General features: G+C 61.8%; 11 protein-coding genes. 5 read left to right on the top strand and 6 right to left on the bottom strand.

Features of this window, described 5'->3' with window-relative positions; genetic code table 11:
- Positions 1–11 precede the first annotated feature (11 nt).
- The 5 genes from OKW27_RS38575 to OKW27_RS38555 all read left to right on the top strand — a co-directional run bounded on the left by OKW27_RS38575 (position 12) and on the right by OKW27_RS38555 (position 5,207).
- Positions 12–818: an ABC transporter ATP-binding protein gene (locus tag OKW27_RS38575; RefSeq protein WP_018422900.1), complete on the top strand. Its 807-nt coding sequence runs from the start codon at positions 12–14 to the stop codon at positions 816–818.
- A 65-nt stretch (positions 819–883) separates the two neighbouring features.
- The gene (locus tag OKW27_RS38570; RefSeq protein ID WP_429336546.1) at positions 884–1,942 is read left to right on the top strand and encodes an ABC transporter substrate-binding protein; all 1,059 of its coding nucleotides are present in this window, start codon (positions 884–886) and stop codon (positions 1,940–1,942) included.
- A gap of 100 nt (positions 1,943–2,042) precedes the next feature.
- Positions 2,043–3,356, top strand: coding sequence for a histidinol dehydrogenase (gene hisD, locus OKW27_RS38565; protein WP_184043548.1), 1,314 nt, complete (start codon positions 2,043–2,045; stop codon positions 3,354–3,356).
- Between the two features lie 43 nt (positions 3,357–3,399).
- Positions 3,400–4,167, top strand: coding sequence for an SDR family NAD(P)-dependent oxidoreductase (locus OKW27_RS38560; protein ID WP_429336545.1), 768 nt, complete (start codon positions 3,400–3,402; stop codon positions 4,165–4,167).
- Positions 4,168–4,199: 32 nt separating this feature from the next.
- Complete coding sequence (locus OKW27_RS38555; protein ID WP_184066475.1) at positions 4,200–5,207, top strand: galactitol-1-phosphate 5-dehydrogenase; 1,008 nt, start codon at positions 4,200–4,202, stop codon at positions 5,205–5,207.
- An 89-nt stretch (positions 5,208–5,296) separates the two neighbouring features.
- Here OKW27_RS38555 and OKW27_RS38550 read toward each other — a convergent pair whose 3' ends face one another.
- The 6 genes from OKW27_RS38550 to OKW27_RS38525 form a co-directional block, all read right to left on the bottom strand.
- The gene (locus tag OKW27_RS38550) at positions 5,297–6,454 is read right to left on the bottom strand and encodes a fumarylacetoacetate hydrolase family protein (RefSeq protein ID WP_429336544.1); all 1,158 of its coding nucleotides are present in this window, start codon (positions 6,452–6,454) and stop codon (positions 5,297–5,299) included.
- 46 nt (positions 6,455–6,500) lie between these two features.
- Positions 6,501–7,724: a glycoside hydrolase family 88 protein gene (locus OKW27_RS38545; RefSeq protein WP_429336543.1), complete on the bottom strand. Its 1,224-nt coding sequence runs from the start codon at positions 7,722–7,724 to the stop codon at positions 6,501–6,503.
- Positions 7,725–7,869: 145 nt separating this feature from the next.
- On the bottom strand, positions 7,870–8,763 hold the full coding sequence (locus OKW27_RS38540) for a helix-turn-helix domain-containing protein (RefSeq protein ID WP_429336542.1): 894 nt from the start codon (positions 8,761–8,763) through the stop codon (positions 7,870–7,872).
- A gap of 162 nt (positions 8,764–8,925) precedes the next feature.
- On the bottom strand, positions 8,926–9,369 hold the full coding sequence (locus OKW27_RS38535) for a MaoC family dehydratase (RefSeq protein WP_018424295.1): 444 nt from the start codon (positions 9,367–9,369) through the stop codon (positions 8,926–8,928).
- On the bottom strand, positions 9,366–10,559 hold the full coding sequence (locus OKW27_RS38530) for a CaiB/BaiF CoA transferase family protein (protein WP_429336541.1): 1,194 nt from the start codon (positions 10,557–10,559) through the stop codon (positions 9,366–9,368). Before OKW27_RS38530 ends, OKW27_RS38535 begins: the two co-directional genes overlap by 4 nt.
- A gap of 44 nt (positions 10,560–10,603) precedes the next feature.
- Complete coding sequence (locus OKW27_RS38525) at positions 10,604–11,749, bottom strand: acyl-CoA dehydrogenase family protein (protein WP_429336540.1); 1,146 nt, start codon at positions 11,747–11,749, stop codon at positions 10,604–10,606.
- Positions 11,750–11,756: the final 7 nt, after the last annotated feature.

Raw genomic sequence — 11,756 nt, 5'->3', positions numbered from 1 at the left:
CGGAGCGCACGATGAGCATGATTCGTTTCAATGATGTGTCCCGCATGTTCAGGCGCGACAAGGCGAGCGTCGTCGCGCTGGAACACGTCGAACTGGAAATCGCCGACAAGGAATTCGTTGCGATCGTCGGGCCGTCGGGCTGTGGCAAGACGACGTGTCTGCGGATGGTCGCGGGTCTCGAGTTTCCGACTTCGGGCAGCGTGACGGTGGCGGGCCGCAAGGTGACACGGCCAGGACCCGATCGCGCGGTCGTCTTTCAGCAGTTCGCGCTGTTCCCATGGAAGACAGTGTGGGACAACATCGATCTCGGCTTGCGCGCGAAGGGCATGGCCGCCGACGCAAGACGCGAAACGATCGAGCGCTATCTGTCGCTGATGAATCTGCGCGGCTACGAGCAGGCGTATCCGCATCAACTATCGGGCGGCATGCAGCAGCGCGTCGCGATCGCGCGCGCGTATGCGCTCGACCCCGGCGTGCTGCTGATGGACGAGCCGTTCGGCGCGCTCGATGCCCAAACCCGGGTCGTCATGCAGGAAGAACTGGTGCGGCTCACGCGCGTGAATCCGCGCACGGTGCTGTTCATCACGCACGCGGTCGAAGAGTCGGTGTATCTCGCGGATCGCGTCGTCGTGATGACGGGCCGGCCGGGGCGCGTGAAAGAAGTGATCGATGTGAAGTCCGTGCGCGAGCAGCATGGCTGGGACGCGTGCAAGCGGATCGAAGACGTGATGGATCTCGAATCGTTCGTCCGGTTGCGCACGCATATCTGGAAGTCGTTGCGCGACGAACACGGCGCTGTCGAACGTGTCGCTGCATGAAGCTGCATAAAACTGCCACCGGTTCCAACGGCTGAGTGCAATACCCCATAAAACAGGAGACCAACATGAAACGTCTGCGTGCGATCCCTTTCATTGCGTTGCTCTGCGCGGGCAGTGCGGCGTTGCCGGGCACGGTGTGGTCCGCCGATCTCACTCCGATCAGGGTCAGCTATCAGCCCGCGCTGTATTGGGCGTTGCCGTTCTATGTCGCAACCGAAAAAGGGTGGTGGGCAGAGGTCGGATTGAAGCCCGAGTTTTCGGTGTTTCCCGCCGGCGTGCCGCAGATTGCGGCGGCGGCGTCGAAATCCTGGGACGTGGGCGGCACGGGTTCCGTGCCGGCCGTGCTCGGCTACAAGCGCTTCGGCATTCAGGTGATCGGCCTGACAAACGACGAATCGCAGGGCAACGTTCTGATGGCGAGCAAGGCGCGTTATGACGCGGTGCGCCGCAATCCGGCGTCGCTGAAAGGCCAAACCATCGTGTTGACGTCCAACTCGACGGGTGATTACGCGGTACAGGCATGCCTGAAAAAGTATGGGCTGACGAAGGCTGACGTGACGCTCAAGAACATGGGCCAGGCCGAGATCATTTCCGCTGTGTCGTCGGGCAATGCTGATTACGCGGGCGTGTGGGCGCCGTATGACTACACGCTCGAAGAGAAGGCGGGCGCGCGCGTGTTGTGCTCCGGTAAGGACGGCGGCGCATCGGTGCCCGGCGCGCTCGTCACGCGTGGCGAATTCGAGAAGCAGCATCCCGATGAGGTGGCAAAGTTTCTCGCCGTCTATCTGCATGCATGGGCGTGGATGAAGGCGCACCCTGACCAGGCCGTCGCGATGATGAAGAAGTTTTACCAGGAGGGCGGCGTCAACATCAGCGACGATTCGATGCGCAAGGAATTCGCTACGCGCCCGACCTTCGACCTGAAGCAGCAACTCGCCGCGATGGACCGCACGAAAGGCGCATCGCAGGCCGACGATTCGTTCACGAAGATCGCGCAGTTCATGCATGCATCGGGCGCGCTCGCGTCCGTCCCCGAAGCAAAAGACTATATCGACGACAGCGCGATGAAGCGTGTGTTGGACGACCCTAAACTCGCGGCGTTCGCAATGGACGGCAGCAAATGACGCGCGGTCGCGATCGCGCAAAAAGGCCACGGTGTGGCCTTTTAAAAGCCCCTCGCTGCAAGCGCTTGCATTATTTTTAACATCGATGAAGGAGAAGGCGATGAGCGTGACTTACCTGAAGAAAGCAGCCAAGACGCCGGAAACCGAGACCGCGACGGCGCAACAGGTCGTTGGTGAAATGCTTGCGCAGATTCAGGCGCATGGCGAAGACGCCGCGCGTGCGTATGCGAAGAAACTCGATAACTGGGACGGTCCGATCATCGTCTGCGCCGATGAGATCGAACGGCGTGCGCTCGAAGTGCCCGCGCACGTGAAGGCCGATATCGATTTCGCCGCGCAACAGGTATTCGACTTCGCGCTCGCACAGCGGCGCTCGATTGGGGATTTCTCGGTCGAACTGTATCCAGGCGTGACGGCAGGGCAAAAAGTGGTGCCCGTCAACGTGGTCGGCTGTTATGCGCCTGCTGGCAGGTACGCGCATATCGCGTCGGCATACATGGGCGTTGCGACTGCCAAGGCAGCGGGCGTGAAGACGGTGATTGCCTGTTCGAGCCCGTTTCGCGGAGGCGGCATCCATCCGTATGTGCTGTATGCGTTCAAGGCGGCAGGCGCCGATGTCGTGATGACGCTGGGAGGCGTGCAGGCGATTGCGTCGATGGCGTATGGGCTTTTTACCGGCAAGCAGGCGGACGTTGTGGTGGGGCCGGGCAACAAGTTCGTCGCGGAGGCGAAGCGCGCGCTCTTTGGCAAGGTTGGGATCGACGTCTTCGCGGGGCCGTCGGAAGTTGCGGTGATCGCCGACGCCAGTGCCGACCCGGCGATGGTCGCGAGCGATCTGGTCGGCCAGGCCGAGCATGGCCACGAGTCGCCGGCATGGTTGTTCACGACGTCGAAGGCGCTCGCCGACGAGGTCATTGAGCGGGTTCCGCAACTCATCGATGCGTTGCCGCCGACCGCACACGATGCCGCAGGCGCCGCGTGGCGCGACTATGGCGAAGTGATCCTGTGCGACACGCGAGAGGAAGTGGTGGACGTGTCTGACCGCTATGCATCGGAACACCTCGAAGTGCAGGCTGCCGATCTGGACTGGTGGCTCGAACATCTGACGTGCTACGGCTCGCTCTTTCTCGGCGAAGAAACGACGGTCGCATTCGGCGACAAGGCGAGCGGTCCGAATCACGTTCTGCCCACCAAGGGCGCAGCGCGCTATTCAGGGGGGCTCTCGGTGCACAAGTTCGTGAAGACGCTGACGTGGCAGCGCATGACGCGCGATGCGGCGAAGCGCATTGGCGAAGTAACGGCGCGTATCTCGCGGCTCGAAGGCATGGAAGCCCACGCCCGTACCGCTGACGACCGCTTGCAGAAGTACTTTCCCGACGAAGCATTCGTGCGTGGCGAACCGGTACAGGTATGAACGCCATCGGCATGTGCAATCGGTACGACGAAGGAGGACACCGTTGAATATCGCTCGACTATTCGACCTGAATGGCAGAACCGCGCTCGTGACCGGCGGCAACTCGGGCATCGGCGAAGCGATGGCGCGCGCGTTGGGCGGGGCGGGTGCACGCGTCGTGCTGGTGGCGCGGCGAAGTGATGCGCTCGACGAAGCGGCAATGCGGCTGCGGGATGACGGTATTGATGCGCACATGCACGCATGCGATCTGAGCGACGCGCATGCGGCGCGCGCCTGCGCGCTCGATGCATCGGCACAGCACGGCCAGATTGACATTCTCGTCAACGCGGCGGGCGTCAATCTGCGTCAACCATTCGATGAAGTGACGCCGCAAGCGTGGCAACAGCAGCTCGCACTGCATCTTGGCGCGCCGTTCTTCATGACGCAGGCGCTCGCACCCTCGATGAAGGCGCGCGGACATGGTCGCATCATCAACATCGCGTCGCTGCAGTCATACCGTGCATTCAACGATAGCGCGCCATACGGCGCGGCGAAGGGCGGTGTCGTGCAATTGACGCGTGCTATCGCGCAGGCGTGGTCACGCTACGGCATCACGTGCAACGCGATTGGGCCGGGCTTTTTCCCCACTGCGCTGACGGCTCCCGTTTTCAACGACGCGCGCGTCGCGGACATGCACGCGCAGAACACGTGCATCGGACGCAATGGACAACTCGACGATCTGTATGGCGTCACGGTGTTTCTTGCGAGTGACGCGTCCGCGTACGTCACGGGCCAGACCATCATGGTCGACGGCGGGTACACCGCGCGGTAGGCGGTAACGCAATTGCACGACGGAGAACGCTTGTGAAAGCACTTGTCTACACGCAGCCCAATGAGGTCCAGTTGCTGGATCGGCCCGAACCGCTGGCAGCCGACGGCGAGGTGATACTCAGGATCGATGCGGTCGGTATTTGCGGCTCCGATATGCATGCATTCCACGGCCACGATCCGCGACGCAAACCCGGCCTCATTCTCGGTCATGAGTTCGCCGGCACGATCGTGGAGACGCGCGCACCGCATCTGATGAAAGGCTTGCGCGTCACGGGCAATCCGTTGATCACCTGCGGGCACTGTGAATATTGTGTGCAGGGGCGCGACAATCTGTGCGCGAACCGGACGATGGTCGGCATGACGCGTCCGGGTGCATTTGCACAATATATGTCGTTGCCTGCGGGATGCGTTGTCGAAATTCCGCAGGAGATGCCCGCAACGCACGCCGCGGTGACCGAGCCGGCTGCTACGGCGCTGCATGCGCTGAATCTGTCGATGCGCGCGCTGCAAAGACCGTTGCCGGAAACCCGCGCGCTGGTCATTGGCGGCGGGGCGATTGGATTGCTGTCGGCGTTGCTACTGAAATCGTATGGCTGCCGGTCGGTGGAAATGGCGGAGGTCAATCCACTGCGTCGACGATCGGCGGAGCAGCATGCGCAGTGCGAGACATGGGATCCGTTGGACGCGCCGGCGCCTGAAAGCCGGTTTGAGTTCGTGATCGATGCCGTGGGTGCAAAGCCGACACGCGCGCTCGCGTTATCGTCGGTGAAGCCTGGCGGCGTCGTGATGCACATCGGCCTCCAGGATTGGGCAAGCGAAATCGATATGCGCAAGCTGACGCTCGCTGAAATCACGCTGCTGGGTACGTACACCTATACGATGGCGGATCTTCGCGCGACGGTTTCGGCGTTGCACGAAGGCGCGTTCGGTTCGCTGGATTGGCTCGACGTGCGGCCGCTCGACGCCGGAAGCCAGGCGTTCGACGATTTGCAGAACGGCAGGACGGCGTCAGGGAAAGTCGTCCTGACGCCGGGCTTCTAAATTTAGTATCCCGTTCCGCTGATTCGCGAACAAAGTCTTTGTAGCTTGGCGAGGCTGGAATCAGCGGAGGCGGTCCACGTGAATGGTACCTACGCCATGGCGCGGGTAAGCGCCCGCCGTTTTGCAAGGGTCTCGTAAAGAGCGCGTACGCCGAATCGCCAGGGCGCGATTTCGGTTGACGACTGCACGGTGTTGACAAGTGCGCCGAGCTCCGGTGTTGCAATCGTCACCTTGTCCCCGAGGTGATGCGTGAAGCCGCTGCCCGGAGCATGCCGGTCTTCGATTGGAGAGAACATCGTGCCGAGGAACAGCATGAAGCCGTCTGGATACTGGTGATGCGGCCCGGCAGTCTGGGCCACAAGTTCCTCTGGGTCACGGCTGATCTCGCGCATGTGGCTCACGCCTTCGAGAATAAATCCGTCGTCCGCGCCTTCTATCCTGAGCGACACGCTGGCCGCCCGCACCGAGTCCATGGTGAAGCGTTCATCGAACAACCGAATAAAAGGACCGATCGCGCATGAGCCGTTGTTGTCTTTCGCTTTGCCGAGCAGCAACGCACTGCGGCCCTCGATGTCGCGGAGGTTGACGTCGTTGCCGAGGGTTGCGCCGACGATCGTTCCGCGGCTGTTTACCGCCAGCACAATTTCTGGCTCGGGATTGTTCCAGCGGGAGGCCGGGTGCAGCCCAACGTCCGCGCCGTAGCCGACCGCCGACATCGGTTGAGACTTGGTGAACACCTCTGCGTCCGGCCCAATGCCGACCTCCATATATTGCGACCATGCGCCGCGCCGTTCCAGTTCCCGCTTCAGACAGTCGGCAGCTGCCGTGCCGGGGCGAATCCTGGAGAGATCAGTGCCGATCAGTTGCGCGATCGTCGCCCGGACCATGTCGGCTTGAGTCGCGTCGCCGTTGGCCTGTTCTTCAATGACCCGTTCGAGCAGGCTCACGGCAAAGGTCACGCCGCATGCCTTGATGGCCTGAAGATCGCACGGCGCCAGCAATGCGCGGCCGATGTTCTCGACGGGACCGAGCGCCTCGCCCTCGACGTGATGCGCAAACTCGACGAGGTCCACGTGCTCGAACAGATCGGAGGTCGTCGGCGCCGACGCCGTGATGTCGAAGGCCTGACCGGCGCGAACAACGACGACCGACGGCCCGTCTATCGGCGCGTTTCGCCAGATGCGTCCCACCAGCAGGGCATCGGATAGGTCAGTAGGTACAAAATGCGGAAGATCGTTCGATATCATGGACGGCCTGGCTAGCGAGAGTTGGGAACCGCGAGGGAGATACGCTTCAAGCGAGCGATACGCGTCGCGGGTCGGCCGGCCGAAGCCTGCCTGGCAGCATCACGCGACTCAGTGCTTCCGCGAAGAAGAAATCGCCGAACATCGTCGCGCCATCGACGCCTTCATTGTGCGGCTTCGAATAGCAGGAATTCCTCAAAAGTCCCCGCTGCGCAGCTTCGTAGGCAAACTCGTCACGACATAGAGCTTCGAGCATCGCGAGTCCGTGTTCGCGCCAGCGAAGCGCATCAGCAGGGTCGGGATGCAGACGGCCCATCTCGATCAGCGCTGACGCCATCACCGCTGCTGCGGCAGTGTCCTTGATTTCCGCGTCCGCGCCAGTGGCGTCGAAATCCCACGGTGGCACAGGACGTCCATCGAGCCGGCGCAGATAGTACGCCGCTAGCCGCCCGGCAAGGTCTAGCCAGTTGCGCTTGCCGGTTTCACGCGCCGTGTTCACGTAGCCATAGACGGCCCACGCCTGGCCCCGGCTCCACGCCGATTCGTCGAATGCGCCTTGAAACGTGTAGCCGCGCTGGCGCGCACCGGTTGTCACGTCGTACTCCACCGCGTGATACGTCGAATCGTCGGGGCGGATAAACGCCTTGGCGGTCATGACAGAGTGCGCTTCGGCGGCGAGGCGATAACTGCCGTCCCCGGAATGGTTCGCCGCCCAGTAAAGCAACGATAGATTAGCCATCGTGTCGATAGCCGAGGCGCTGCGTCCGCGCGGATCGTCAAGCGGGCCCCAGGAAGCGAGATAGGCGCCGCTGCGCGTGGTGACAAGACGCGCGCGCAGTTTGTCCGCGGCTTCCATCGCAATGTGCGCGTACCACGAGTCGCGGGTGATTTCGTAGCCGGGGACGGCGCTGCTGTCGAAGATAAAGCCGATGTCGTGCGTGTTAGGGTCCTGCGCGCGCTGCGCGACGAGACGCATGCGCTCGCGGGCCCACGAGAGGTATTTGTCGTTGCCGGTGTGCAAATACGACGTCAGCAAAAGTCCGACCCAGAACCCGCAAAACCAATTGCCGTGGCTCCACGCTGAACCGCTGTAGCCTGCGGACAGCGACGCTGGAAGCCGGACCCACTTTCCGTCGGGCGCTGTGATCTGGGGGAATTCGACGCCGAGCGTCGGCTCGTCCTCTGCAACTTTGGTCGCAATGCGATCGAGGATATCGGTGAAGAGGGCGGACCGGTCAGAGGACAGTCCTTGGTCTTGGTACGAAGCATTCACGCCTTTGTCTCCTGATGACTTTCGCGTTTCCCGAGTGACGGGGGCACGCAAATTCTAGGAGCGCGGCGGTTCCAGCGGTTAGGACGAAGCGCGGCTTATATTGGACTTTCCTACGTCGCAGCCGGACGCCTATCGTCCCACTGCTTCAAATGCTCAGTTTCTCCAGGCCGCGGCGGAAGTCGATTGGCGAGCGGCCCGTGTGCTTGCGGAAACATCGGCTGAAGTAGGCCGGGTCGTCGAAGGCAAGCTGTGTTGCGATCTCCGCCACATTGACCTCCGAATGCAGCAACAGACGCTTCGCTTCCAGCATCACGCGTTCACGAATCAGCTTGGCCGCCGTGCTGCCGAGCGCCTGGCGCGTTGCATCGTTCAGCGCGCGTTCTGTGACGTTCAGCAGGCATGCGTAGCGAGCGACGTCGTGGACCGTGGTGAAATGTTTTTCCAGCAGGCTTTTGAAGCGTCGCGACAACAGCACGCTACGCGACGAATTGACGTCGGTCACGGCGTCGCCGCCCAGGCGCACGGACTTGATTAGCAGAACGCGCAGATATGACCAGATGACGTCCTCGTAGCCTGCCTGTTCACCCTGATATTCCGCATCGATTCCATCCAGCACATGATGAAGGTCCTGAGCTTGTGCGTCGCTCATATAAACCGTGTTCGGAATTCGCTCGAAATCGTAGACCGGAATTTCCGCCTGCGAATGGCGGTTCTGCACCTTGAAGGCGAAAAATTCGGACGAGAAACTGATCGCGTGCCCGACTGTATCTTCGGACAACGCGAAGTCGTGGATCTGGCCCGGCGCCATGAAGAACAGCGTATTGGGCCGCACCTCGTAGCGAATCGAGTCGATGATGTGGTGACCGCTGCCCGACACGACCCAGACGATGTGATAGAACTCGTGCCGATGAGGATACGGCAACGTCGATTTCATATCTTCGAGGGGTGCGAAATGAAAGTCGATCGACTTGATTCGCGACCCATACTCATAGTTGGCGATCTTGAAGACCGGCAACTGACAACCACAACCTCTACGCATTTAATCTGTCTCCTGCATCCAGCTCACTCCTTGGCTAAATCAAGCGTGCTGTTTCTCCTTCGCCGGTCGGCATCGAACGTAGTGTAATTGTAAATAGCAAATCGGCGTGACGGCTGTTGTCGAAAACCCGCAAAGGTTTGGCCTCGCCTGCCGATTGTCAGATCATTGGAAACGCAATTCCTTCAGCGCCGACAGTCCGGTCAGCACCGGCTTGCCGTCCTGATTGCGAACCATGGTGTCCATCACGAGGATGCGCTTGGCGGGTTTCTTCTCGACTACGGTCACATGGATCCTGATCGTGTCGTCGATGAAAACGGGTCCGAGAAAGCGCAACTCCTGCCCGACGTAGACGAAGCCGGGACCGGTCAACCCGGTATGGGTCGTCGACACCAATGCCGCGGTCAGCAGGCCGTGCGCCACGCGGTGGCCGAATGGCGTGCGTGCCGCGAAGTGCTGATCCATGTGTAAGGGGTTGAGGTCGCCCGACAGATGGCCGAAAGCGTTCACGTCACTTTCCGCGATGGTACGCACGAGTACCTGGCAGCGGCCAATCTGGATATCGTCAAAGCGCAGCATCTCGTGGCACTGATTCAGATGAGTGTTCATGCAGTTCTCCGCCCGGTCAGCGCCGCGCCCGCTTCGACCAGCGTATCGATTTCGTCCGGCTCGTAGCCCAGTTCGGCGAGCACCTCGCGGGTGTGTTCGCCTTGCCGCGGCGGCTGACGGGTGAGCGGTGGTGCTGCGCCGTCGTATCGAACCGGATGCGCGAGCAAACGAATCGGCCCGGCCTGCGGATGCTCGACCTCCATGATGATGCGGTTGTGCGCCACTTGCGGGTCGGCCTCGACCTGATGGTAGTCGTTCACGGGCGCGTACCAGATGTCGTGCTCGTCGAAGGTCGTCATCCAGTCGGCCGTCGTGCGCGCGGTCAGCGCGTCATAAACGATGCGGTTCAATTCGTCGCGGCGGCGCACGTTGTCCTTTGGGTGCGAAAATCCGGCCAGCACGGGCTGAGACAAGGCCGCCGCCAGCTTCTCAGTGGGCGTGAGCGAAACGGCGATCCAGCCGTCGAGAGTCCGGTAAACCCCATAGGGCGACGGATGGAACCGGCTGCCGGTCGGCGGGTTCGTGCGCGGCCAGAGTGGTCCCTTGTTCAGGTAGTAGGTGAACGGCTCGATCTGAAGATCGAGCGCCGCGTTGAGCAGGTTGCTTTCGACCAGCGTGCCTTTGCCGGTGCGTTCACGCGCCTGCAAGGCCGCGACCACGCCGAAGGCCGCCAACGCCGCCGCGTGCTGGTCGACGATCGCGGATCCGACTGGCGTGGGCGGGGAATCGGCCTCGCCGGAGAGCATCGTCATGCCACTGATGGCCTGCAGCAGCAGGTCCTGCCCTGGCCGCTTGAGATACGGTCCCGATGACCCGTAGCCGGTGCACGAACAGTACACGAGCCGCGGGTTGATCTCGCGGACATCGTCGTAACCGAAGCCCATGCGCTGCAGGACGCCTGGCCGGTAGTTTTCGATCAGGACATCGGCTTCCTTGATCAGCCGCCCGACGATCTCTCGCGCGCGCTCGTCGCGCAGATCCAGCGAGATGCTGCGCTGATTGCGGTTGCCGAGCAGAAAAAACATGCTCACACCTTCGACATACGCATCGAAGCCGGTCCAACCGCGCTCGAACGCGCCGCCCGGCGGTTCGATCTTGATCACGTCCGCGCCGACGTCGGCCAACATCTGCACGGCGGCGGGGCCCTGCAAGAAGTGAGTAAAACTTAACACCTTGATGCCTTCCAGCATGACTTGTCTCCCGAGCGCGTGTCCGTATCTGTTTGACTGAGGGTTCAGGCAAGCAGGTTTCGCGAGATGATCATTCTCTGAATCTCCGAGGTGCCCTCGACGATCTCCAGCACCTTGGCGTCGCCGAATGCGCGCGACACTGGGTACTCGCTCATCACGCCGTAACCGCCATGTATCTGCAACGCCTGATGAGCCGCCTCCATCGCGCGCTCGGTGGCGAAGAGCTTGGCCATCGACGCCTGCTGATCGAAGCGAACGCCTGCATCTTTGAGCGCGGCGGCATCGTAAAGCATCAGTCGCGCGGCGTGCGCGTGGGCCGCCATGTCAGCGATCTTGAACTGCAGCGACTGGAACTCGGCGATCGGCTTGCCGAATGCGCGCCGCTCCTTCATGTACGCGATCGACCGATCCAGTGAACCCTGCAGGATGCCTAGCGCGAGCGCGCCGATCAGGATTCGGCCCGTGCTGATCTGGGCGAGCGTCTGTCGCAAGCCCGCACCGCGTTCGCCGAGCAGGTTGGCGGCCGGGATCGTGCAGCGCTCGAAGAACAACTCGTAGGTGCTCGATGCGCGCCAGCCGATCTTGCGCAGTTTGCGTCCGTAGCTGAAACCGGGGGTGCCGTTGGGCACGATGAAGTTAGAAATTTCCTTGCGGCCGTCGGGGCGCGTTCCCGTTACCGCGGCGATGACGACCGGCCCGGTCACTTCCGTGCCGGAATTGCTAATGAAGGTCTTCGATCCATCGATGATGTATTGGTCGCCTTCCAGCGTCGCACGCGTCGCGATGTTGGCCGCGTCGGAACCCGCGTTGGGCTCCGATAATCCGATCGCGCCGACTTTGCGGCCGTCGAGGATAGGGCGCAAATAACGATCCTTTTGCTCGTCGGTGCCATAGTTGGAAAGCAGGCTTGCGACCGTCGAATTGGCCATTAGAGAGTTGGCGATTGCGCAATCTACCCGTGCGAGTTCCTCTAACACGATTACATAGGAAAGCCATTCGCCACCGCCGCCACCCCAACTCTCCGGATAAGGCAGGCCGGCGAAGCCGAGCTCGCCGGCACGCTTCCAGATGTCGTAAGGAAAGGCTTCCGCTTCCCAAAGCTCTTCCGAGACAGGAGCGATTTCGTTTTCCGCGAAACGGCGCACGGCGTCGCGTATCGCGGTGTGTTGTTCGTTTAACCAATGCGGCATGTTCGAC

Source organism: Paraburkholderia sp. 35.1 (assembly GCF_050436525.1).
In the GTDB taxonomy this organism is placed as follows: Bacteria; Pseudomonadota; Gammaproteobacteria; order Burkholderiales; family Burkholderiaceae; genus Paraburkholderia; species Paraburkholderia tuberum.
Note: the sequence above shows the minus strand (reverse complement) of the source record. Positions and strands in the feature narration are given on the sequence as shown.

Coding starts and splice junctions, on each gene's coding strand:
- OKW27_RS38575 (WP_018422900.1), top strand. CDS start 12: ATGAGCATGATTCGTTTCAATGATGTGTCCCGCATGTTCAGGCGCGAC.
- OKW27_RS38570 (WP_429336546.1), top strand. CDS start 884: ATGAAACGTCTGCGTGCGATCCCTTTCATTGCGTTGCTCTGCGCGGGC.
- hisD (WP_184043548.1), top strand. CDS start 2,043: ATGAGCGTGACTTACCTGAAGAAAGCAGCCAAGACGCCGGAAACCGAG.
- OKW27_RS38550 (WP_429336544.1), bottom strand. CDS start 6,454: ATGATATCGAACGATCTTCCGCATTTTGTACCTACTGACCTATCCGAT.
- OKW27_RS38540 (WP_429336542.1), bottom strand. CDS start 8,763: ATGCGTAGAGGTTGTGGTTGTCAGTTGCCGGTCTTCAAGATCGCCAAC.
- OKW27_RS38535 (WP_018424295.1), bottom strand. CDS start 9,369: ATGAACACTCATCTGAATCAGTGCCACGAGATGCTGCGCTTTGACGAT.
- OKW27_RS38530 (WP_429336541.1), bottom strand. CDS start 10,559: ATGCTGGAAGGCATCAAGGTGTTAAGTTTTACTCACTTCTTGCAGGGC.
- OKW27_RS38525 (WP_429336540.1), bottom strand. CDS start 11,749: ATGCCGCATTGGTTAAACGAACAACACACCGCGATACGCGACGCCGTG.